General features: G+C 37.5%; 23 protein-coding genes and 1 tRNA gene. 8 read left to right on the top strand and 16 right to left on the bottom strand.

Going from position 1 to position 22,126, the window contains the following annotated elements; all coding sequences use genetic code 11:
• Positions 1-68 precede the first annotated feature (68 nt).
• Together PR683_RS06200 and PR683_RS06195 are read right to left on the bottom strand one after the other, a co-directional pair.
• On the bottom strand, positions 69-1,430 hold the full coding sequence (locus tag PR683_RS06200; RefSeq protein ID WP_109911574.1) for a sensor histidine kinase: 1,362 nt from the start codon (positions 1,428-1,430) through the stop codon (positions 69-71).
• Positions 1,420-2,094, bottom strand: coding sequence for a response regulator (locus PR683_RS06195; RefSeq protein WP_004912118.1), 675 nt, complete (start codon positions 2,092-2,094; stop codon positions 1,420-1,422). Before PR683_RS06195 ends, PR683_RS06200 begins: the two co-directional genes overlap by 11 nt.
• A gap of 172 nt (positions 2,095-2,266) precedes the next feature.
• On the opposite strand from PR683_RS06195, the gene PR683_RS06190 reads away from it, so the two are divergent.
• Complete coding sequence (locus PR683_RS06190) at positions 2,267-2,509, top strand: hypothetical protein (protein ID WP_004912116.1); 243 nt, start codon at positions 2,267-2,269, stop codon at positions 2,507-2,509.
• 190 nt (positions 2,510-2,699) lie between these two features.
• Here PR683_RS06190 and PR683_RS06185 read toward each other — a convergent pair whose 3' ends face one another.
• Positions 2,700-2,960, bottom strand: coding sequence for a DinI-like family protein (locus tag PR683_RS06185; protein WP_004912115.1), 261 nt, complete (start codon positions 2,958-2,960; stop codon positions 2,700-2,702).
• Positions 2,961-3,180: 220 nt separating this feature from the next.
• Between PR683_RS06185 and PR683_RS06180 the strand changes: the two genes are divergently transcribed.
• Complete coding sequence (locus tag PR683_RS06180) at positions 3,181-3,714, top strand: GNAT family N-acetyltransferase (RefSeq protein WP_109911576.1); 534 nt, start codon at positions 3,181-3,183, stop codon at positions 3,712-3,714.
• 18 nt (positions 3,715-3,732) lie between these two features.
• Here PR683_RS06180 and PR683_RS06175 read toward each other — a convergent pair whose 3' ends face one another.
• From PR683_RS06175 to PR683_RS06160, 4 genes are all read right to left on the bottom strand, one after another.
• Positions 3,733-4,152, bottom strand: a complete 420-nt coding sequence (locus PR683_RS06175; protein WP_117162373.1) for a GNAT family N-acetyltransferase — start codon at positions 4,150-4,152, stop codon at positions 3,733-3,735.
• A 277-nt stretch (positions 4,153-4,429) separates the two neighbouring features.
• Positions 4,430-4,506 (bottom strand) — tRNA-Pro (locus tag PR683_RS06170).
• A 73-nt stretch (positions 4,507-4,579) separates the two neighbouring features.
• Complete coding sequence (gene yejM / locus PR683_RS06165; RefSeq protein WP_109911578.1) at positions 4,580-6,295, bottom strand: LPS biosynthesis-modulating metalloenzyme YejM; 1,716 nt, start codon at positions 6,293-6,295, stop codon at positions 4,580-4,582.
• Between the two features lie 21 nt (positions 6,296-6,316).
• On the bottom strand, positions 6,317-6,544 hold the full coding sequence (locus PR683_RS06160) for a YejL family protein (RefSeq protein ID WP_004911940.1): 228 nt from the start codon (positions 6,542-6,544) through the stop codon (positions 6,317-6,319).
• 242 nt (positions 6,545-6,786) lie between these two features.
• On the opposite strand from PR683_RS06160, the gene yejK reads away from it, so the two are divergent.
• Positions 6,787-7,788: a nucleoid-associated protein YejK gene (gene yejK / locus PR683_RS06155; RefSeq protein WP_004911936.1), complete on the top strand. Its 1,002-nt coding sequence runs from the start codon at positions 6,787-6,789 to the stop codon at positions 7,786-7,788.
• 96 nt (positions 7,789-7,884) lie between these two features.
• Here the strand turns inward: yejK and rplY are convergent, their stop codons facing one another.
• Both rplY and PR683_RS06145 read right to left on the bottom strand, forming a co-directional pair.
• A complete protein-coding gene (gene rplY / locus PR683_RS06150; protein WP_004260060.1) occupies positions 7,885-8,166 on the bottom strand; it encodes a 50S ribosomal protein L25 in 282 nt (93 codons plus the stop codon).
• A gap of 166 nt (positions 8,167-8,332) precedes the next feature.
• Positions 8,333-10,090 carry a DEAD/DEAH box helicase gene (locus PR683_RS06145; protein ID WP_110731997.1) on the bottom strand — a complete coding sequence of 586 codons (1,758 nt, stop codon included), beginning with the start codon at positions 10,088-10,090 and terminating at the stop codon, positions 8,333-8,335.
• Positions 10,091-10,313: 223 nt separating this feature from the next.
• On the opposite strand from PR683_RS06145, the gene rsuA reads away from it, so the two are divergent.
• From rsuA to PR683_RS06130, 3 genes are all read left to right on the top strand, one after another.
• On the top strand, positions 10,314-11,036 hold the full coding sequence (gene rsuA / locus PR683_RS06140) for a 16S rRNA pseudouridine(516) synthase RsuA (RefSeq protein ID WP_109911580.1): 723 nt from the start codon (positions 10,314-10,316) through the stop codon (positions 11,034-11,036).
• Positions 11,037-11,039: 3 nt separating this feature from the next.
• Complete coding sequence (locus PR683_RS06135; protein WP_109911581.1) at positions 11,040-12,224, top strand: Bcr/CflA family multidrug efflux MFS transporter; 1,185 nt, start codon at positions 11,040-11,042, stop codon at positions 12,222-12,224.
• Between the two features lie 614 nt (positions 12,225-12,838).
• Complete coding sequence (locus tag PR683_RS06130) at positions 12,839-13,180, top strand: hypothetical protein (protein WP_004260080.1); 342 nt, start codon at positions 12,839-12,841, stop codon at positions 13,178-13,180.
• 252 nt (positions 13,181-13,432) lie between these two features.
• On the opposite strand, the gene mepS is transcribed toward PR683_RS06130, so the two are convergent.
• Positions 13,433-14,017: a bifunctional murein DD-endopeptidase/murein LD-carboxypeptidase gene (mepS, locus tag PR683_RS06125; protein WP_004911920.1), complete on the bottom strand. Its 585-nt coding sequence runs from the start codon at positions 14,015-14,017 to the stop codon at positions 13,433-13,435.
• 749 nt (positions 14,018-14,766) lie between these two features.
• Positions 14,767-15,366 carry a YrbL family protein gene (locus PR683_RS06120; RefSeq protein ID WP_109911631.1) on the bottom strand — a complete coding sequence of 200 codons (600 nt, stop codon included), beginning with the start codon at positions 15,364-15,366 and terminating at the stop codon, positions 14,767-14,769.
• 338 nt (positions 15,367-15,704) lie between these two features.
• Here PR683_RS06120 and PR683_RS06115 point away from each other — a divergent pair, with 338 nt between their 5' ends.
• Positions 15,705-16,049: a hypothetical protein gene (locus PR683_RS06115; RefSeq protein WP_004911913.1), complete on the top strand. Its 345-nt coding sequence runs from the start codon at positions 15,705-15,707 to the stop codon at positions 16,047-16,049.
• Positions 16,050-16,186: 137 nt separating this feature from the next.
• Here PR683_RS06115 and yeiP read toward each other — a convergent pair whose 3' ends face one another.
• The 3 genes from yeiP to PR683_RS06100 all read right to left on the bottom strand — a co-directional run bounded on the left by yeiP (position 16,187) and on the right by PR683_RS06100 (position 18,755).
• Entirely contained in the window at positions 16,187-16,759 is a 573-nt protein-coding gene (yeiP, locus tag PR683_RS06110) for an elongation factor P-like protein YeiP (protein ID WP_004911909.1), read from the bottom strand.
• A 152-nt stretch (positions 16,760-16,911) separates the two neighbouring features.
• On the bottom strand, positions 16,912-18,156 hold the full coding sequence (mtr, locus tag PR683_RS06105; RefSeq protein ID WP_109911582.1) for a tryptophan permease: 1,245 nt from the start codon (positions 18,154-18,156) through the stop codon (positions 16,912-16,914).
• Positions 18,157-18,317: 161 nt separating this feature from the next.
• Positions 18,318-18,755: a nucleotide triphosphate diphosphatase NUDT15 gene (locus tag PR683_RS06100; RefSeq protein ID WP_004911901.1), complete on the bottom strand. Its 438-nt coding sequence runs from the start codon at positions 18,753-18,755 to the stop codon at positions 18,318-18,320.
• Positions 18,756-18,919: 164 nt separating this feature from the next.
• On the opposite strand from PR683_RS06100, the gene fruK reads away from it, so the two are divergent.
• Positions 18,920-19,855, top strand: a complete 936-nt coding sequence (gene fruK / locus PR683_RS06095; protein WP_272581714.1) for a 1-phosphofructokinase — start codon at positions 18,920-18,922, stop codon at positions 19,853-19,855.
• 72 nt (positions 19,856-19,927) lie between these two features.
• On the opposite strand, the gene nfo is transcribed toward fruK, so the two are convergent.
• Both nfo and PR683_RS06085 read right to left on the bottom strand, forming a co-directional pair.
• The gene (nfo, locus tag PR683_RS06090; RefSeq protein ID WP_123381707.1) at positions 19,928-20,773 is read right to left on the bottom strand and encodes a deoxyribonuclease IV; all 846 of its coding nucleotides are present in this window, start codon (positions 20,771-20,773) and stop codon (positions 19,928-19,930) included.
• A gap of 100 nt (positions 20,774-20,873) precedes the next feature.
• Positions 20,874-21,953, bottom strand: coding sequence for a YeiH family protein (locus tag PR683_RS06085; protein ID WP_123381708.1), 1,080 nt, complete (start codon positions 21,951-21,953; stop codon positions 20,874-20,876).
• Between the last annotated feature and the right edge of the window lie 173 nt (positions 21,954-22,126).

Genomic DNA, 22,126 nt, shown 5'->3' with positions numbered 1-22,126 from the left:
AACTTATAAAAGGTGTATTCTAGCTAGAAAAAATAGTGAATGCTGTTAACTCAATAACATAATTAGATTTAGGGTAAGTCAATAATAAAACCAATGCCTCGATTGTCTAATCCATCAGTAACTCTAATTACAGCACCGATTTTATGGGCTAAATTTTGGGCGATAGATAAACCTAAACCGCTTCCGGTTTCCATTGTTCCAGGTACTCGATAAAAACGAGAAAATATAAGTTGACGGCTTTCTTCTGGAATTCCTCGGCCATTATCTTGAACGGAAATAGTTCCACCAAATGGAGTCAGGTCTTTTAAAATAACTTTTATTTTCCCTTTTTCTGGGCAGTATTTAATCGCGTTTTCAATCAAATTAGTAAAAATATTACTCAGTGCAAGTTTATCAGTGAGGATATAAAAAGATTTTGGGCTTTGTAGTTCGACATCAATGTCTTTGTTAATGGCGTAAGGTATATGTGAGGATATTAAGTGACTGATTAATACAGGAAGGTCAATTTGCTCTTTATTTAATAAAAAATCTTCAGTTTCTAAGCGTGCTAAGTCAATTAATTGATGTGATAGAGAAGCTGCTCGATTTAAAGTCTCTTGCATATCATTAATAATTTCTTCTTTTTCTTTGGGATTATCAATTTGCATTAATAAATGTAATTGAGCTATGACAGCTGCAATCGGTGTTCGTAATTCATGTGCGGCATCTGCCATGAAACGCTTTTCGCGTTGATTTGCAGCATCAACACGAGACATAAGGTTATTGATTGCCGCAATGATAGGCCTAATTTCTTTATATTGTTCTTTCGTTTCTATTGGCGTTAAATTACCCGGCTGGCGGCTAGAAATTAGTTTTGCAGATTGCCTTAAAGGCCGTAGGCTAAAGTAAGCAGTAATTAAAATCGCTAACAGCATAATAGCCAAAATAAAAGCGAGGGGGATGGCGGTGCCTTCGGCTGGGCTACCTAATAAAGATTTACGGTCACTATAAGATTCGGCAATTACAACTTCAAAGGTATTTTTGTCATTCCATGCAGACGTAAAGTGCCAGTCTTTATGTAATACAGCGAGCTCAGAAACGGATTTCAGCGATGGAACGTGTAGCTTGTCACTGTTTCGATAATAGACATTTCCTTCTTTATCTCTAACAATCATAAACGGTCGATAACTAATATCGTCGCCACTTTCCATCGCCGTAGAATAAAGTTCTTGTAGATTATCAGCAATTTTATTGAAATATTCTGGCTTATCAGCAACCACATCAAGTGTTTTAGCAAACCCTTGAGTGATGACGTTCTGTTGTTCATTTAATTCATCATGAATTGAAGGCCAATAAAAAAATTGTAGCCAACCAACTAATAACAGCCAAAGAAAAATAACTGAACTAATTTGTAGTCCGAATGTATAAATAAAAAATGATTTAACTTTCACTTAGTGGTGCTTCTTTTTTTAATAAATAACCAATACCACGGATAGTAATTATACGTTCTTTACCTATTTTTCGGCGTAAATTATGAATATGAACCTCTAAAGAGTTACTTTCCACATCGTCTAACCCGAATAGACGCTGTTCTAAATCTGTTTTTCTGACAACATTATCCGCATTTCTTATTAATTCATAGAGTAATAAATATTCTTTCCCGGAGAGCAATAGCAATTGTTCATTAAGGGTCACTTGGTGATTAAGAGGATTTAATTGCAGGTTACCTAGTTGCCATATTTCAGATGAAAAACCAGCCATACGGCGGCTAACCGCTTTTACTCGAGAAATAAGCTCAGGCATAGCGAATGGCTTCGTTAAAAAATCATCTGCACCTGAGTCTAAACTAGAGACTAGGTTATCCATTTGGTTTCTTGCTGTAAGAATAATTATTGGGATAGTTTCCCCCATATTACGCCAAGTAATGAGTTCTTCATGGCCATCGCCATCAGGCAAGCCTAAATCTAAGAGCATTAAGTCAAAATTACGGGATGCAAGTTGTAATTTTGCGTCTGCAAGTAGCCTTACCCAACAAGGACTAAAGCCTGCCAATTCGAGCCCTCGACATAGTGCCTTTCCCAACTGAAGATCATCTTCGACTAATAGGATATTCATATTATCACCTCTATGAACAAGTATAAGCAGGCAGTGAGTGTCAGACAATATGCATAGTTCAAGTTTGAATCAGATTTAAGCATATCTTAAGGTTGGTTTAACTCATTTTTAAGGTACAAAGAAATAGATTGTTTATTATCATTTCATCACTCAAACAATAAGAGCATTGATAATGAAACAAGTATTTTATGAGGTGCCATTATTTATAGTAGCAATCGTATTTGCTTTAATCTTTATGGGGAAAGATTTCAATAATTCACCCTCAGTAAGCTTATCAACTCTAACGCTAAATGAAGTTTCTACTTGCGTGAATGTTGATAGCTGTATTTCACAGGTTAGAATAACTCGTGAAGGAAATAAAAAATTAAATCCAGTGAAAGAAATTAAAGCTTTTCTTAGGCATAAGATCTATTAATTAACAACGAGTAAAATTTAGATATGAGAAATTATTAAATAAGTAGTTTCTTTAATAATCAACGTATTGTCTTGCTTTTATTCTCCTGCAAGTAGAAGTGTTTTTGTTGATGAGGCTGGGTTTAATTACGACTTTTAGTAAAAGAAAAAGGAATGTTACACAATGGGTAAACATTCCTTTCAGTATTAGGTTAATCCACCGTTGTTTCTTCTGGGATCCAACCATCATCCATCCATATTTCTTCCAGTATCTCTTCAATACGAATTTTATCTTCCGTTATTTTAGTTCCAGAGATGTTAACGCGTTGTTGTGAGCTAAACCCAACCCGCGTTATCATATCTGGATATTGGTTTTGAAGTTTGCGTAAAATCTCAGTTTCAAGTGCTTGCAAAACAATTGAACTCGGTTTTTGTGGAGCGTTCTTATCAAATAATACTTCGATACGTAACATGATAGCCTCTAGTAAAGACTGTATTAATATACAGTATTTTTAGAACTATTAGGTAAAAAAGTCAATATAGTGCTACAAATATTTTTATCAGCGAATGGAGTGAAAAAATAATAGCAAGATAAAACAACAGGTTAATATTATGAGTGCACGATAAATAATTGTCAGAAAATTTAAAATAGGTATGCTAGAAAATATTTTTTATAAGGTGAGTTTTGATTAAATGTTACATGCTTTAAGAGTTTCAAGTGAAGATAGCGAAGCGATAGCAATGATTAACCAGTTGTATGACACAGCTTTTCCATTATATGAACAAAGAAGCTACCAAGGAAGAGAGGCAATATTAAATCATAGCGATTATTATTTGCTCAATTTCAAAGAGAATGACACTTTTATTGGTTTCATTGGTTGTTGGAAAATCGAAGATTATTATTACATTGAGCATCTTGCTATTTCCCCCATATTAAGAGGGCAAGGTTATGGGCAAAAGGTATTAAAACTGTTTTGTCATGATGTTGGTAAAGTGATTCTAGAAATAGACCCCATTATTGATGAAGTTAGCCAAAAACGTTGGTCTTTTTATCAACATTGCGGTTTTCAACAAACTGAATACGCTCACGCACATCCAAGTTATTACCCAGAAAATAAGCCGCATGAGCTTAGGGTATTAAGCTATCCAGAAGTGATAGCTCAAGAGGTGTATCAGCAATTTAATCACACCTTGCAAACGGTTGTGATGAATAAAGCGCTATTATAGTTCACCATTTAGATGGTTTTAATCAGATATATAGCAATAGATAAGTTCGGGATCATTATCATCTAAATTTTCAATGTATCCACTAGGAATAAAGCCAGTTTTTATTAAGAGTTGTTGAGTGGCTGTATTCGATTGGTTTGTAGATGTAAAAATTTTTGGGGTTTTACTCTGCATTTTTAGTTTATTAATTAAGGTGAGTCCAAGGCCTTGCCGACGATGGTTTTTATTTACCATTAATAACTCTATAAAAGCATGGGAATAGAAATAATAATGTAGAACACCATACGCCAATATTTCGTTGTTGGCTTCCAGTACATAACATATTTCTTGTTCGAGCCATTGGGTAATGTCTTCATAGCGTTCTGTCGTCGCAATGGTATCTATGGAAAATATAGCATTTATATCAATTAGTGTTGCGGCTCTAAAGTTAGTTTTCATTATCAATCAGTTGTTTATCAATGCTAAATGTCTTAATTTGAAAATATTACAGCATAGGATTGGTTTAGGTAAAAGATTAATATGAATAAGTAGCGCTTAAATAGGCATGTATACCTATCTATCAATTGAATTGAGAGTATTTTGGACTGTATAAGCAGTTGGTTAAAGCTAGTATAACCATGTCGGGGTTTTACACCAGTTTTACCGCCATTTTACCTTTTTAAAATCACACATACAAAAAAACCAACCGTAATAGGTTGGTTTTCTTAGGGAATTTTGGTCGGCATGATAGGATTTGAACCTACGACCCCCGACACCCCATGACGGTGCGCTACCAAGCTGCGCTACATGCCGAACTTTGATTAATACTACTCATTTTACTTCTAAAAGCAATAGACTGAAGATGCGACTGGTTGATATTTAAACACTAATTTTCATTAAAGCGTTTTAACTCAGTAAAGATCTTCAACAACTCAGCCAAGTCAGGTTTTTCATTTCGTTCTATAGCACCTTGTTTATCATAGATATTAAACTGACCATTTTGATCCATGTAGAGGGTGGCATTATCTGTGGTAATGACAACATCGTCGTTATCACCGGTGATCACCCATGGGTAAGTACGTTTAACACTAAATAAATCCTCACCTTGGCTGTAATCATCGGGTGGATTACTGACATGTAGTAAACGCTGCATCAATGTTGTCATGACATCTTGATGACTAGTTAGCTTATCTATTTGCTGCGCTGGTGTGTTTGGCCAATAAATGAATAGTGGCACTTGCATATTATTACGATTGAAGCGTTTGCCATCTAACCACTCGTTTTCTGCTTTTCCTTGGTTATTGTAATTTGCGGTCACAACAACAATGGTGTTTTGCAAGCGATTATCACGCTGTAATACAGACATCACGCGATTGATTTGTTCATTGGTTTTCGCGCTTCCAGGTGTTCCTTTAATATTGAGGAAAGAGAACCAAGGAGAGTCATTCTTAAGGCTATCTAGCCAGTTACTCCATTGTGTCACTGTTAAGTTGTCATTATCTGCAGTTTTTGCAGGTAATGAGTAATCCGCTAAAATAGCTTGCCTGAATAATGGAGAATTAAAGCCATCTGTTGAGAATAAACCAAACTGATATCCTTGATGCTGTAAGGCTTCGATTAGCGCTGATGGATGGCGACCATTGAGAATATTATCGAAATAAGTTGATGAAATACCATAGAATAAGCCAAATAGCGCGGTATCGTTACGTAGACCGGCAGTGTAGTGATTCGTAAACTGTGTACTGATTTCTTTAAATTCGTTTAACGCACCCATAGAATCTTGTTGAGATTTGTCTCCAAGATCATCAATGACCAACAATAATAAGTTGTAATCGGCGCCTTGGTCATAATAACTTAAAGGTTTCAATGGGTAGTTTAATTTAAGTGCTGTTGGGCTACCTTGCTGGAATACGCGGTTTTGATGTTCAGTTAAGTCTAACAGGCCATATCTATCAAGCAGCTTGCGGGCTGTCATGGGTTGTGACAATGGATAATTGTAGCGTTGCATGGTGATAGGGCGATAAAAATTAGCATCGGCCCATGCATACATCAGGTGTGACATAATAAAGGTCACAATAAAAATACCCGCAAGCGGTTTGCCAAATGTTTGGCGATTTAAACTACGTAATTTTTGCCAACTCCAAGTCGCAAATAACATTTCAACAAGAAAGATAATCGGAATGCTGATAAACATCAGTTGCCATTCACGAGCCATCTCACCCTTAGTTGGGTTGATGACCAAGTCCCAAACTTGTGGTGTTAAATGCAAACCAAATTGGCTAAAAACACGGATATCAAAAATTAATAGCGTTGTACCAGCCGTTGCAAGGGCAACACAAAGTACCCTCAGCAGCCGCTGAGACATAACAATAAAGGTCAGTGGAAAAACAATTAGTAAGTAAGTCGCAAAGACCACAAAACTAAAGTGACCAATCCAACTGACGAAAGCATAAATTCGGCCAGTTAGGGTATCTGGCCAATCAAAAATAAACAGATAGCTACTACTTAACACGAGGCTAAGCAGTATATTGAATAGTGCAAACCAGTGCCCCCAACCAATCATGTTAGAGACTTTGTCACGGTAGCGCAGGTGGGTGACCATACTGTTTATTTCATTAATCAATTAGTGTGATTGATCTTCTTTAACAGAAGAAAGTAATGCATTTGCGAATGATTCTGCAATCATTTTACGTTGCGCAGGCGCAACCGACGTATTCAGCAGATTCGTTACCATATTACCTAACACCATGAGGGAAAGGTCAACAGGGGTGTGGTTTTTTTCTAACACGCTCACGAGGTCAGAAAGTAAACCTTCAACTTTTTCATCACTATAGCGAGATGATTGTGGCATAAATTGAGACATCCTAAATTAATGAAAGCTACATATCATAGCGTATCACAGCTGGTTTTTCTTCTTTCTTCGCAACAAATTTTTGTTTAAGTGATAATAATGCTAATTCAGATTCGTAAAGTGCGTATTAGTTCAGCGTAATTAGGCTGAAAATAGAACAAATGATGGTTTCTGTTGCAGAGGAATAATATCAATGTTTGAATACGCGCAACATTATTTTCGCTATAACGAAGGAGCCAACAATGAGTCTGGAAATTAACCAGATAGCTTTACACCAGTTAATTAAAAGAGATGAGCAAACCCTAGAGGTGATGTTGCGGGATTCTTTATTGACAGCAGATGGTGTCGTACAAGACATGATGGCAGAGTTACACCGCGTCTATAGTGCAAAAAGTAAAGCATTTGGCGAATTTAACGAAGAAAGTGAACTTGCCGATGCGTTAAAGTTATTGCGTAAAGGCGAGGAAGAGTTTTTAGGGTTCAGCCGTGCGATGACCGTTCGCTTGAAAGATGAATTAGCCAAATATCCTTTTGCTGAAGGGGGCGTGGTTCTCTTTTGTCAATACCGTTACCTCGCGGTCGAATATTTATTAATTGCGGTGCTCAATAGTTGTGACAGCATGTTTGTCACGGAATCATTGGATTTAGGCACCACACATTATTTAGATATTCCTCATGCAGATATTGTCGCTCGTATTGATTTAACAGAATGGGAGACCAATCCTGAATCAAAACGCTATTTAACTTTCTTAAAAGGTAGAGTAGGGCGAAAAGTATCTGATTTCTTTATGGACTTTTTGGCTGCATCAGAGGGATTAAATGCAAAAGTTCAGAATAAAGGCTTGGTACAGGCACTTGACGATTTTTGTGATAATGCACAAATGGACAAAAACACACGTCAAGCTTATCGCCAGCAAGTGCATAGTTATTGTACAGAACAATTACAGTCTGGAGAGGAAATTGAGTTACAGGCGCTGGCAAAAGAGCTGCCAATGGTTGAAGAACAAAGCTTCGATGATTTCGCTCGCCAAAATGATTATCAACTCGAAGAAAGTTTCCCTGCCGATAGAGGAACGTTGAAGCAATTAACGAAGTTCTCAGGGAGTGGCGGAGGGATCACGATTAGCTTTGATGCGATGCTTATGGGAGAGCGTATCTTTTGGGACCCTGTCACTGATACGTTGACCATTCGCGGTACACCACCTAATTTGCGTGACCAGTTACAACGCCGGGGGGCTAAATAGGCTGTGGCGTTGAATCGGTAGAAATAAATAACGCCGCAATTGCGGCGTTATTTACTCGGCGTCCCGAAAATTCTAAAGCTCGGCTGTGGGCTTTAATTAAGCGCGCAGGAAGTCAATGTGCGTCACTTTTGGCTTAAATGGGTGACGTTGAACAGCCTGAACTTTTACTTTTGTTTCTTTACCATCGATAACCAGGTTCAGAACTTCGTAAAATTCTGCTTTGCTTTCTTGGTTGATGATTTCATCGTGGTTAAGAGTTACAGAGATAGCTTCTTGGTTGCCACCGTAAACGATAGCTGGAAGCTGGTTATCTCTGCGCAGGCGGCGGCTCGCACCCTTACCCTGCTCTTTACGTTCAATTGCATTGATAGTTAACATTACTATTTCTCTATAAAAAGAAAATATAAATTCCTGCTACAGGCGACCCAGCAGCAGGTTCGAGATTTGGCCTATGGATACTTCATTCAGCGAACAAGATATCGGAAGGCGGGCGGCATTTTAACGAAAAATCCATCATCCAGCAATCATTATGATCGTTTTCGCTTTATGATAGAGAATCTGCAACGCGAAAACGCCCTTGATAATCGAAGATTTTCTCTCTAATTTCCCAAAAACGCTCTTTTTTGCGTGCAACAATAAATTGAGGATAACGTAATAAAGATTGCTGCAATAATATATCATTTGCACTATTCCATTTAAATGGAACACCCGGAGCACGCTGATGCTCTCGTAAAAAACGATATTCGAATACGCGTTTTTGTGCGGGCGTCGCTAAGCGAAAACGTTCAGAAACGCTAGTTCCGTCTTCATCAAAATAATTTATTTTAATCCATTCACCTTTGGAATCACTTCCAGTAATGAATTGCATACCACCGCAACGAATGATTAATGCATCTTTAAGTTTTAATGCGGCTTTTAGCATATCGTCAGGGTCGGTAAGCACCTCTTGGCATTTTTGGCAGCGACGAGCAGCAATATCATTTTCTGCACCGCAATGTGGACATTGCTTGAAGCGAAAACGAAATTCACATTGTTTTTTCTGCCTATTTTCATCCTCTTCCCAGCCTTGGCAGCGCCGGCCGTAATGTTCAATAATTTGCCCATCAGAGGTACATTTACCCCAAAAAATATTCGCAAATTGGCACAATGGACAGAAAACTTGCACGGGAACACTGGTTGAGTTGGGTCTACTAGAACCCACTTCAGGCCGAAACAAATCATGTGGATTACCGGCATAATCTAAGATTAAACAGCGGGTTTTTCCTTCGGATAGGCGTAATCCTCGGCCAACAATTTGTTGGTATAAGCTGACTGACTCTGTGGGTCGTAAAATCGCAATCACATCAACATGAGGCGCATCAAACCCAGTTGTTAATACTGAAACGTTAACGAGATAGTGTAATTCTTTGTTTTTAAATTGGTTAATAATTGCTTGCCTATCAGCAGCAGGGGTTTCAGCTGTCACTAATGCCGCACTGTTTTGGGGTAAATAGCCCAAAATTTCTTTTGCGTGCTCAACCGTTGCTGCAAAAATCATACAGCCTTGTAATGGTGCTGCATATTCAATAACTTGCTCAATAATTTTAGGGGTAATGCGTTGCTGCTTTTTTAATGACAGATTAAGCTCTTGTTCATTAAAAATACCTGATGATGTCAGTGAAACTTGGCTAAAATCATATTGGAGAACAGGCATATCTAAGCGTTCAGGTGGTACTAAGAATTTGTTTTTAATCATATAATGTAGAGGTAGTTCATAAATACACTCACGGAAAAAACAATTTTCATCGCCACGTACCATACCATGGTAATGGTATTGGTAAATCCAACCACTGTTGAGACGGTAGGGCGTGGCGGTTAATCCTAAAATACGTAATGAAGGGTTATTGGACTGTAAAGCCTGGATGATTTGTTGGTATTGGCTTTTATCATTCAAACTTATACGGTGACACTCATCAATAATCACTAACGAAAAATGTGCATCAAAGGCTTTAAGGTTTCGAGCAACAGATTGCACGCTACCAAACACGACTTTGCTTTGAGATTCTTTTCGATTTAGACCTGCGGCAAATATATCGGCTTGTAGGCCATATGTGAGGTACTTAGCATGATTCTGCTCAACTAATTCTTTTACATGTGCTAATACCAGCACTCGGCCACGAGCAAGCCGCGCCAATTCAGCGATCACTAAGCTTTTACCTGCGCCAGTTGGCAAGACAATTACGGCAGGGTGAGTCTGTTTACGGAAATAATCAACCGTCGCATCGACAGCTTCTTGTTGGTATGGGCGTAAAACAAAAGGCATATTATTCAGCATTATGTAATTAAATCAGGTGAATGACGTTAAATTTAATTTAAAACGATGACTCTGTCTAAAGATGTGAGTTGTTTCGGTGAAACTATCACTTCACAAGGGTTATTGTTATAATGAATTATGTGATAACAATCACAACAACCTTTCACTCTATATTCTGACAGTTGAGCGTTATTGTACGCTTCACTGGCATTCCATCAAGTTAAGAGAATCTATGCGACTGGATAAATTTTTGTCCCAGCAATTAGGGATAAGCCGAAGTTTGGTAGCGCGAGAACTGCGCGCAGGGCTTGTAACGGTTGATGATGAAATCGTTAAATCAGGGGCTTTTCAAGTTACGATTGACCATGAAGTCGCTTATGATGGCAATGTCCTCGTACAAGTTACTGGGCCGCGTTATTTTATGTTACATAAACCACAAGGCTATATTTGCTCAACAGATGACCCAACACATCCAACAATTCTTTTTTTTATTGATGAGCCTCTTGCACAAAAACTGCATTCAGCAGGGCGTTTAGATATCGATACAACCGGCCTTGTATTATTGACGGACGATGGCCAATGGTCACATCGCATTACTTCACCCAAGCATCATTGTGAAAAAACGTACCGAGTTCAATTGAGTGATGATATTGCTCAAGATGTTGCTGAGAAGTTTGCTCAGGGCGTTATGCTCAATGGGGAAAAACATCCAACTAAACCAGCGAAACTGGAAATTATTAGCCCTAGAGATGTCAGGCTGACGATTAGCGAAGGGCGTTATCATCAAGTAAAACGTATGTTTGCAGCGGTAGGAAACCACGTTTGTGGGTTACACCGTGAACGTGTTGGGGAAATTTGGCTCGATGATGCTCTTGAGCCAGGAGAATACCGCCCACTGACGGAAGAAGAAATCAACAGCATTAATGTACCACGTAAAAAAACAGCAGGAGTTTAAAGAGTGCAACAGCAGCGTTCATCCTATTTGGGGCTGATATTAATTCTAGGTTTATTATCGATGCTAATGCCATTGGCTATCGACATGTACCTACCAAGCTTTCCGACGATGATGCATTATTTTAATGTAGATGAAGGGCGCATTCAAATGACGCTCAATAGCTACATTTTTGGTTTTGCTATAGGGCAATTATTTTATGGTCCTATGGCTGATAGCATTGGGCGTAAACCTGTTATTTTGGGTGGAGTTGTCGTTTTTGCCATCGCTTCAGCGGCTTGCGCTATCACTGAATCGATTGATTCACTGATTTGGTTACGTTTTTTACATGGTTTTGCCGCTGCAGCTGCAAGTGTTGTGATTAACGCACTTATGCGAGATATGTTTACTCGTGATGAATTCTCAAGAAGTATGTCTTTTGTTGTATTAGTGATGACGGTGGCACCGTTATTAGCCCCTATTTTAGGGGGAGAACTAATGCGTTGGTTTTCATGGCATGCCATTTTCTGGAGTATCGCCATTGCTGCGGTTGTTGCCGTTATTTTAGTGAGCTGTTTTGTGCGGGAAACATTGCCCGTTGCTAAAAGGCAAAAGTTTCATATTGGTACAACATTAAGGCAATTTGCGACTTTATTTAGAGCAAGACAGGTTCTGTTTTACATATTAGCGAGTTCATTCTCTTTTGCCGGGATGTTTTCGTTCTTAAATGCAGGTGCTTTTGTCTATATCGATTTGAATGGGGTGTCTCCACAGAATTTTGGCTACTATTTTGGTATCAACATTATCTTCCTGTTTATTATGACGACAATAAATAGCCGCTATGTAAGGCATTTTGGCGCAGAAAAAATGCTTTACTTTGGCATCATTATCCAATTTGTGATGGGCGTGTGGTTGCTTGTTACAACGGCATTTGCATTAGATTTTTGGACATTGGTTATCGGTGTTGCAATCTATGTTAGTGGCATAGCGATGATTACTTCTAATGCAATGGCAGTGATCTTGGATAATTATCCACATATTGCCGGAACCGTCTCTTCATTGGCAGGAACAATAAGGTTTTCAATTGGCGCACTCGTTGGGACTTTATTATCACTCATACCCGCTCAGAGCGCATGGCCAATGGTTGGTTCTATGGTTGCTTGTGTAGCATTATCAATGTTATTTGTTCTATTAGCGAAAAAAGCAAAGTAAACCATATGTTTTCAAGTTTCATGGATGAAACTGAGAACACACAATTCCCCTTTCTTTAAATAGAATATTTTCTAGTTACTTCCCTAGATCATTCATTTTATCTATTAGAGATAAAGTAACATTGCTCGATAAAAGCGAGTAGTAATGTAGAGGTATTAAAATCCTTAATGAAAAATGATCTAAATCAATTATCATTCGAGCTAAATTTGTTAAATTTATGTTTTATGAATTAATGCTTATTGCAACATTATTCATTAATAAAAATTTGGTTTAACTTCAAAAACAAACTGTTTTTTACTATTTTCATTTCATAAATGTAAAAAAAAGTTAAGTGTTTTGAGTGAGATGTTGAGCTTAGAGATCAAAATTAGTTTAAATTTTAATATATTTACTACTAAAATGAATGTGCAATGATTTGTGTCACAAAAATTTAACGACATTTTGTTTTTTTAATGTTATATTTAAAGTTCGACATTTAACATTCATGTTACTTTTTGGATGACTAAAAGTTCGGTTTGAACGATGAATGATTGGCTTAAGCCCGTGTTAGGTCAAGTAAGAATGTAAGTATCAGTACTTGGCAAAATACTAAAATGTTTCAATAGGATATCTTTGTGGAAAAATTAGGTCTTTCGGTGGTGCACAGGCTACCGCAAAGCTACCGCTGGTTATCAGGCAAAATAGGTACGGATGTTGAAGTCGTGCCTATGAATGATGCCGATAGCGATAAGCTTGTGGGGCTGAAGCTACTTAGCCATGACTGTGCGACAGATTGTATTGCAATGCAGCAATTGTCTGAATCATTGTCAGATATGCAGATCGCTAACGCAATCTTAGAGTGGCAAAAAGAAATTTGCCTATTCATTCATGCTAATGATGAGCTAGCTGCTATGTGTCGCTTAAAAGCTTCTGGCGTCGCGATTGCAGAACTGTCTTCTGGCTTTTATAGTGCTTAGTTTTGAGTATATTTGCTTGGTTATATTGGCTCGATGATTCATTATTATTTTAGTTACAAGTTTAGTTCAGCTATGTTTTATAACTTGTTTTTGAATGAGCGTTATCGTGAGGTGGGTTTGGTATTTAAGCTATTTTTATCAAAAAGAATCAAATAGCTATACTAAATTTAGTTAATAAAGATTTCCAATAAAAAAGCTTCCATTGTATGGAAGCTTTTTTATTGGAAGGGGGATATAGAATGTTAAAAAAACTTATGAGCCATTAATAATACGTCTACCGGCATAATATCTTTTGCTCCAGTAGGAGTTAGTCATTTCAGAAACGATAACACCACTACTGGTTGACGCATGAACAAATTTTTGGTCGCCAATATAGATACCAACATGCTTCATAGTTCGGCCTGTTTTAAATAAAACAATATCACCGACTTTTAGGTTATTACGTTTTACGCTTTTGCCTGAGGATTCTTGTTCAGAAGTGGTACGAGGGAGTTCAACACCAAATTGTTCAAAGAATGTGCGCTGTACGAAACTTGAACAATCAACACCTTTCTTTGTTGTACCGCCAAGACGATAAGCCACGCCTTTCCAGCTTGCGTATTGATCCATTATTTTAGATTTAGTATCAACACTTTGTACTAATTCTTCGAATTCATCTTGAGATGCCATCGTCAAGGAGTCGCCAGCAGAACCATTTAGCATACGTGCATCTGATTTGGCAGTATATTGTGTGTTTTTAGCAGACTTTGGGTTGGTACATGCTGTGAGAGTTACGGCGATTGCAATTGCCGGAACAATGCGCCAAGCATAGCGCTTAAGTTTTTCAGGAGTTAGCATTCTTATATATATCCCTTACCATTTTTTAGTACTTTATTGTGTAAAAAGACACAAAAAACTAAACTTATCCCTGTGAAAAACGCATTATAGATGCCAAAACTGTGTTTTTCGCAGAAAGTGTTTATCGCAGCACTACTAAATTTCGAATGTACTAGTCATATTTAATGACTTATTGAGTATAGGATATATATCAATATCGACTAAATTTACTAAGACATTCTTTACATTTTTTACATAAAAGATTTGGTATCGCAATAATCCCAAATCAAACCTTTAAGAGCATACATAAACAAAAGCAAAATGGCGAGTTAATAGAGGTGAAATTTACAAAACATTAGATAAAAGTGCCTATTTGCCATTGGTTTATGTGATAACTGTCTACAATGAAGGATCTTTACTTATAACACAGGTAATTGCAGTCAATGAAATATGATCTAAATCACATTTTCTTGGTTATTATCTCAGTGTAATTACATAAATATGTGCTTTTTAAGTTTGAAATGTAAAGAAGTTTAAATTTATATCTAATGACGGCTTATTTGTGAGTAAAACGAATAGCTTAGTAGACTTTAAAAAGGATGATTAGAATAAAAGACAAACAAAGAATAATGAAGAAAGTCAATTCACTGTATGTTTATCAGGGGGTTTTGTTGTTCGGATTTTCTTTATGAAATAGATACTGGCGAGTGAGAGGTAATTTATGTCGACCACCAAACGGTAATAATGTAGGTGAACCATCAGTGTATGTGCTATATCTTGATATTGTAGTCACGATAAAGCCGTTGCTCGAAATCATTAAACCGGCGATTGAGGGTAGCACGAGCAATTCTAGCTGAAAAATAATCCATGGGAATGAAGTTAGATGACCCAAGGTTATCAATAATCAGAAATTGGCCGTGAGGTTTATAACCTAATTGGTAAACAATGTTGTAAGTCTTAAGTGCCATTGTGGCGATAGCCTCTTTATAAATATTCTTTTTAAATTGCTCATAAGCAATTTTCATATTTTTTTTATGTTTTAAAAAAAGTTGTTTGTTTTTTAGGTAGTAATCTAAAGTATGTGAAACATTTCCAGTTTTATCTTTGATTAATTGGAATACATATCCTAATCCGCGATCAGTTTGCTGGGTTCCATAGTAATGAGAAATTGTTTTTATTGTGAAGTTTTTTTTATATAGACGCTTATAATAGCGAACCTCTCTTAATGTTTCTTTATCATCTCTTCCACTTAAATGAACTTTTACACATAGGTCATCATATTCAGGATGCTGATAACAAGCACGCTGTCGGCCTGATGCGATCAAATTGATAGAGGGTAATGCGATTTTTTTATTTAAATTCTTATGCATGATGATTAACACTATCTTTAACGATTCTAAAGTTTTTGATGTATAGATGAGCCTTAAGTGGCGTTGCGACGATTTTCATAAATTATAGGGCTAATGCTAATAGATATTATTTATAAAGTGTTGCATTTTGTGTGGTTAATTAAGTGTGATGTAAGTCCTTTATTTTGTTTTGATAAATAATTAAAACAAAAAATAAAAAACTACGACCATAAATGAAATTATTAATATCCCTTTGGAATTAGTATGTCGTCCTCAGGCAATTCAGCCAAATTAAATACTTTAACTGTAAATAAATTACAGAAAGTGACGATAACATAATTTTAAAAGGGGATTTCATTATGAATAGCTCAGTAAAAAAAATGGTCATGACTTTTCTGGCAGTAACAGCATTAAGCACAAGTTTTTCAATCGTTGCGTCAGAAAATAGTGAGACGAAACGCAGTAGTACAGGCGTTATTCGATTTACTGGTGCCATAGTTGCATCACCTTGTGTTGTCGAAGCGAATGCTAATAAAGTTGAAACTAAATGCTGGAATGATAATGGTAAATTGGAAACTGCATCTGCAGATATTCGTAAATTAAAAAATAAAGAAATGTTGCTTCCGAATCAAAAAGGTACTCAACAATTTAATTGGATTAATAAAGATAAAACCTTAGGTATTTATACAATAAAATACGATTAATCTTGAGTTGAATAAGAATTGAATGTAGCAAACTAATATGAGAAGGGTATGCAATGTTTAATTTTAATGACATATGCCTATGAACAGTAACTTCATAGGCATATAAAAAATTGTTTCTATCAAATTAAAAACAAAAATTAGTCACAACGGCCCATATAACGACGCTCAGCGATATGAATACGAATTTTTTCTCCGCTGGTTAAATATTCAGGGACTTGGACTGTTAGTCCTGTAGCCATGGTTGCGGGTTTAGTCCGTGCGCTTGCTGATGCGCCTTTAATTGCAGGTGTTGTTTCAACAATCACCATATCAACCGTTTGTGGTAGCTCTAATGCAAGAACTTGTCCATCCATTGTTAATACTTGCATTCCTGGTAACCCTTCTTCAGGAATAAAAAGTAATTCTTCTTCAATATCCGCTTTTTTGAAAATGTAAGGAGTGTAATCTTCATTGTCCATGAAGACATATTCATCACCATCAATATAAGAAAAGCTCACTCCACGGCGTGTTAGCGAAATGGTTTCTAAAATATCATCGCCTTTGAAACGCTCTTCAACTTTCTGGCCAGTTTTGATATCAGTAAAGCGCATTTTATATAGCGTACTTGCACCACGAGCGCTAGGTGCTTGAATATCAATGTCTTTTACAAGTAATAGTTTGCCATTGTAGTTAATTGCTAAACCACGTTTAATTTCGTTGGCCTTGGCCATAAATAACCTTCTTTAGGGTTGTCAAAAAGAGTGCGACAAAATTACTCGCAGATAAGGAATTAGGCAAGATGCTGAAGTCAATTTTCAGTGAAAAATATTTAGATAAATATCAGTATGAATATAACCCGTAGGTTATATTCATACTCGAATGGTTAATAGATAGGAAGTAAACCAGATAGCGATAATAAATGAGCGACCGCATTAATTAATCCAAAGAGGATCACGAAGCCAATGATAAAGCTCCCTCCTGGTGCTTTATAACTGTTGTTAGGGTAGCGTTTACGACTTGCTTTCGCCATCAGGGCAGGGACAATAACAGCCCAAATAGTCGCTGCTAACCCTGCAAAACCAATCGCATAAATAAACCCATTAGGAAAAATTAAAGCGAGTACTGTTGGTGGTAAAAAGGTGACTAATATGGATTTAAGGCGGCCAAATTTGTTATCTTCAAATTTGAAAAAATCAGCGATAAAATCAAATAGCCCTAAAGATACACCTAAGAAAGAACTCGCTAAAGCCATATAGGAGAACAGGTTCAAAAACTGAGAAATAAAACTGCTTTGGGTGGAAATATTCATTTGGGTCAGTAATGCATCAATATTATTACCATTTTCTCTGATTTCAATAAATGAAGTTCTTGGAATATTTCCTTGAATCGCATACTGCCACAAAATATAGATAACCACGGTAATGGTTGCGCCATAGACGAGGCTCTTAACAACACTGCGGCTATCTTTATTATAATATTTTACTAATCCTGGCACATTACCGTGATAACCAAATGAAGTTAATAAATAAGGTAATGCGGCTAAGGCATATGGAAGATACTGGCTTTCACCTTGTTCAGTTTGGTTAAATAAGATAGCTGGAGATGCAGTTGAAACCATTCCACCGATTGACATAATAAAGGTGATTACCATTCCACCAATTAAAATAGTGCTTAACCTATCGACAGCACGCGTAGAAAGCCACACAAAAAAAGCCACTATGAAGGCAAAAATAAAGCCAGCACCTGCTTGAGGTATCTGTATTTTTTCTGACAAATTCGCTGCGATGATAGAGCTACCCGCAGAAATATAGGCATAAGTAAGTATGTAAAGCACAAAGGTGACGGATAAACTATTAATTGAATTCCATGTCGAACCCAACAAATCTTTAACCATCGTATGGAAACTAGCGCCCGCAGGGTAATTCATATTGGCTTCTAAAATCATTAACCCAGAAAGTAACATGCAAATAAAGGTATAAATCAACAGTATGACGGAGCCTGTGAACCATACGCCAGAAGTCACCATAGGAATAGAAAACATACCAGCACCCACTGCGGTACCGGCAATGATCATAGCACCTCCTAATATAGAAGGATTTTTTTGTTGTGTTGTTCCATCAATAGCCATGGTGGCTCCTAAATATATTGTTTCACTGTACTAGCTAAATGATACGGCAAGCATGAAGTATTGTAAATATAGTAAATAGAATAAAACAGGGAAAAATGAGTAATTAGAAAGGGATGGATAATAAACGTACAACGCGAGAATGTTTGTACGCTTACGATTAATTAGGCGTTTTGGCGATAGAAACGTTGTGTTAGCCAGAGGTCAACCGCGTTGCGACTAGCCTCAAAATGCGGTTCTGGGAGTTTGTCTGGTGAAACCCACATTAAGCTTTCACATTTATCTGGTTCCATAATTTGAGGCTCAACATCACCGTCATATTCAACATGCATGCAAACAGAAACGGTGTGTTTACCTTCTTGTTGGTGAGTTTGTAAATTATTGCTGATGCCAAAAACAGTGGGGGCTTGGATATCAATACCTATCTCTTCTTTTATTTCGCGAATTGCACAGGTTTCAAAAGATTCACCGGGGTCGACATGTCCGCCGAAAATGGACCAATAGGGCGCATGTTTACTACTGCGTTTACCTATCAAAATTTGCCCATACTTGTTAGTGATTAGCACACCGACACCAACGACGACGTAAGCAGGCTCAGACATATATTCTCCTTATTATTTTATTTTTCAGCGCGCTGATCCTGACATAATCTTGTAGAAAAACAAGCAGGAAAAAGTACAAATATCACTGAAAACAATATGCTTTAATGTTATAACTATACTTAAATTTAAAGACACGATAATCATGATAAGGGAGATTAGTGGTTATGACTCGCCGGGTTGCTACAATTACATTAAATCCTGCTTACGACCTTGTGGGCTTATGCTCTAATATCGAAGTGGGGGAAGTCAATTTAGTCAAAACCGCTAGCCTCAATGCGGGTGGTAAAGGGGTCAATGTCGCAAAAGTACTCCGTGACTTAGGTATTGATATCACTGTTAGTGGTTTTATGGGAAAGGATAACCAAGAAGAATTCCAACATTTTTTCAGTGAAAATGGCATGGCTAACCGCTTTAGTATGGTGCCAGGACGGACACGAATTAACGTAAAACTCACGGAAAACAATGGGGAATCGACTGATTTCAACTTTTCAGGTTTTGAGGTCAGCAAAGAAGACTGGAACCGTTTCTCGACAGAATCACTCAATTGGCTTGGCCATTTTGATATGGTTGTGGTTAGCGGAAGTTTGCCAAGTGGTATTGATCCAGAAGAATTTACTCGGTGGATGACTCGCCTTCGCCAATTATGCCCATGTATTATTTTTGATAGCAGTCGAGAAGCCTTAAAGGCGGGTTTAAAAGCGTCACCATGGCTAGTAAAACCTAATCGTCATGAGCTAGAAAGTTGGGTTGGTCGAAAACTGCCAGACTTACAAGATGTCGTAGCTGCAGCCCATGAATTAAGAGATAAAGGCATTTCCCATGTTGTCATATCGCTAGGGGAAGAAGGGGCTCTGTGGGTTAATGCTTCGGGTTCTTGGTTAGCTAAACCACCACATTGTGAAGTGATAAGCACGGTTGGGGCTGGTGACTCGATGGTGGCAGGGCTAGCTTACGGGCTACTCAATGGTGAGTCCAGTGAGCATACCTTACGTATGGCGACTGCAATTTCTGCACTCTCAGTTTCCCAGCCAGATGTCGGCTTAAAAAATAGAAATAAATTAGCGGATATGATGGCAAAAATTGAAATGAAATCGTTATAGGTCATTCAGTTCAAATAAAACCCCCATATGATAAATGCGGGGGTTTTTGTTATTAGAAAGTAGGCTAAATCGCTAATTATTTTGTTGTGCTTTTAACCACGCAATTTCTTGTGGCCAAATATCGGGGTTTACGGTTTCTAAAATCAAAGGGATACCATCGAAACGGTTATCTTGCATAATGTAAGTAAATGGTGCAAAACCAATATTCCCTTCACCTAAACTATGGTGGCGGTCGACACGGCTGGCAAATTCACTTTTCGCATCATTAAGGTGCATTCCTTTTAGAAATTCAAACCCGACAATTTCTGCAAACTGGTCAAATGTTTTATCACAATCTTCGGCAGTGCGTAGGTCATAACCTGCGGCAAAAGCATGACAAGTATCGATACACACACCTACACGGCTTTTATCTTTTACCCCATCAATAATTTTTGCGAGATGTGTAAAGTCAAAACCTAAGTTAGTACCTTGCCCTGCCGTATTTTCAATGACAGCAGTCACTCCCTCGGTTTCAGCAAGCGCGATATTAATAGATTCAGCAATCCGCGCTAAACAGTCGTCAATTTCAATTTTGTTTAAATGACTACCTGGGTGGAAATTAAGTAAATCAATACCTAATTGCTCACAGCGCTGCATTTCATCGATAAAAGCGACCCGAGATTTTTCTAGAGCTTCAAATTCAGGATGACCTAAATTGATTAAATAGCTGTCATGGGGCAGGATCTGGTGTTTACCGTATCCATATTTTTTGCAGTTATCTTTAAATTTTTTAATCACTTCTTCGCTCAGTGGCGCAGCTTTCCACTGACGCTGATTTTTTGTGAACAATGCAAAAGCGGTTGCGTTGATTTCATGTGCACGAATAACGGCTTGGTCAACGCCACCAGAGGCGCTGACATGTGCTCCAATATATTTCATTTTTGACTCCTTTTTATTGGAGTATGCCATTAATAAGTGAATAAATGAAATCAACAAACAAGCCACCAGTTAAGGTGGCTAAAAACGAGGAAAATGTAGATTAAAAAATGTTTTGAATCAGTAAGTTAATTAATAGCCCGCCAACTATCAACCAAACAAACAGTATCAACGCCATTAGCAATGGTTTAATGCCCGCTTGGCGAATAGCGCTAACATGGGTAGTCAACCCTAAAGCAACCATTGCCATAGCAAGTAAAATGGTATCCAAAGCAATAACTTGCTGTACTAATGCCTGAGGCAGTAAATTGAGTGAGTTAAAACCTGCGACAACAATAAAAAATACAGCAAACCAAGGAATAGTAATTTTACTTTTTTGGGTCTTTATTGTTTGGTTAGCGGCCGTTTTACGGCTTAAAAACGCAGATAAAATAATTAAAAATGGCGCAAGCATCATGACACGGATCATTTTGGCAATAACAGAGGCATTTTCTGCATCTGTACCAATTGTATGGCCTGCTGCAACAACCTGTGCAACTTCATGTACTGTTGAACCAATGTAAATTCCAAAGGTTTCTTCTGTTGCCGGAAACCAACCAAAGTGTGCGTTTAATTGGTAAATCCAAGGGTAAACAAAGATACAAATCGTACCAAAGATAACAACGGTTGAAACGGCAACCGCGACTTTACTTGCGGATGCTTTAACGACAGGCTCAGTTGCCATGACCGCGGCTGCGCCACAGATACTACTGCCAGCACCAATTAATAATGTTGTTTCTTCATCAAGACCGAACACTTTTTTGCCTAGCCAATACGCTAATAAAAATGTCGATGTTAATGTTAAAGCATCAATAATTACACCAGTAGCGCCTACGTCAGTGATCTGTTGAAAAGTAAGGCGAAAGCCATACAAAATAATCCCGGCACGTAAAAAATAGTGTTTGGCAAATTTAATGCCAGCATCACAAGATTGACTGGCTACGGGGTAAAAAGTATTCCCGACAATAATTCCTAATAATATTGCGAGAGTTAATGCACCTAAACCAATATCCATAAACCAGGGTTGGTCACCGAGGTAAATTGCAATAGCAGTTAGAATACCCGCTAGAATAATACCTGGTATGAGTTTAAATATAGGGTTTAGGCTATTCTGCTCAAGGGTGTTGGTGTCACTTTTATTCATGATAATACTCTTTATTACCGCTTATAAGATTTAGTAATAAGGATATAACAAAAGTAATAATAATTTAAATTGATTATCATTATATAATCTACCACCAAAATAGATTATAAGTTTCTTCTGGAATATTGCGAATAAATCGTTAATATTAACATTATTATTACAAATACTAAAAA

The organism is Providencia sp. PROV269, from assembly GCF_028477785.1.
Classification (GTDB): Bacteria; Pseudomonadota; Gammaproteobacteria; order Enterobacterales; family Enterobacteriaceae; genus Providencia; species Providencia rettgeri.
Note: the sequence above shows the minus strand (reverse complement) of the source record. Positions and strands in the feature narration are given on the sequence as shown.

Coding starts and splice junctions, on each gene's coding strand:
- PR683_RS06195 (WP_004912118.1), bottom strand. CDS start 2,094: ATGAATATCCTATTAGTCGAAGATGATCTTCAGTTGGGAAAGGCACTA.
- PR683_RS06190 (WP_004912116.1), top strand. CDS start 2,267: ATGAAACAAGTATTTTATGAGGTGCCATTATTTATAGTAGCAATCGTA.
- PR683_RS06185 (WP_004912115.1), bottom strand. CDS start 2,960: ATGTTACGTATCGAAGTATTATTTGATAAGAACGCTCCACAAAAACCG.
- PR683_RS06180 (WP_109911576.1), top strand. CDS start 3,181: ATGTTACATGCTTTAAGAGTTTCAAGTGAAGATAGCGAAGCGATAGCA.
- PR683_RS06175 (WP_117162373.1), bottom strand. CDS start 4,152: ATGAAAACTAACTTTAGAGCCGCAACACTAATTGATATAAATGCTATA.
- yejM (WP_109911578.1), bottom strand. CDS start 6,295: ATGGTCACCCACCTGCGCTACCGTGACAAAGTCTCTAACATGATTGGT.
- PR683_RS06160 (WP_004911940.1), bottom strand. CDS start 6,544: ATGCCACAATCATCTCGCTATAGTGATGAAAAAGTTGAAGGTTTACTT.
- yejK (WP_004911936.1), top strand. CDS start 6,787: ATGAGTCTGGAAATTAACCAGATAGCTTTACACCAGTTAATTAAAAGA.
- rplY (WP_004260060.1), bottom strand. CDS start 8,166: ATGTTAACTATCAATGCAATTGAACGTAAAGAGCAGGGTAAGGGTGCG.
- PR683_RS06145 (WP_110731997.1), bottom strand. CDS start 10,090: ATGCCTTTTGTTTTACGCCCATACCAACAAGAAGCTGTCGATGCGACG.
- rsuA (WP_109911580.1), top strand. CDS start 10,314: ATGCGACTGGATAAATTTTTGTCCCAGCAATTAGGGATAAGCCGAAGT.
- mepS (WP_004911920.1), bottom strand. CDS start 14,017: ATGCTAACTCCTGAAAAACTTAAGCGCTATGCTTGGCGCATTGTTCCG.
- PR683_RS06120 (WP_109911631.1), bottom strand. CDS start 15,366: ATGCATAAGAATTTAAATAAAAAAATCGCATTACCCTCTATCAATTTG.
- PR683_RS06115 (WP_004911913.1), top strand. CDS start 15,705: ATGAATAGCTCAGTAAAAAAAATGGTCATGACTTTTCTGGCAGTAACA.
- yeiP (WP_004911909.1), bottom strand. CDS start 16,759: ATGGCCAAGGCCAACGAAATTAAACGTGGTTTAGCAATTAACTACAAT.
- mtr (WP_109911582.1), bottom strand. CDS start 18,156: ATGGCTATTGATGGAACAACACAACAAAAAAATCCTTCTATATTAGGA.
- PR683_RS06100 (WP_004911901.1), bottom strand. CDS start 18,755: ATGTCTGAGCCTGCTTACGTCGTCGTTGGTGTCGGTGTGCTAATCACT.
- fruK (WP_272581714.1), top strand. CDS start 18,920: ATGACTCGCCGGGTTGCTACAATTACATTAAATCCTGCTTACGACCTT.
- nfo (WP_123381707.1), bottom strand. CDS start 20,773: ATGAAATATATTGGAGCACATGTCAGCGCCTCTGGTGGCGTTGACCAA.
- PR683_RS06085 (WP_123381708.1), bottom strand. CDS start 21,953: ATGAATAAAAGTGACACCAACACCCTTGAGCAGAATAGCCTAAACCCT.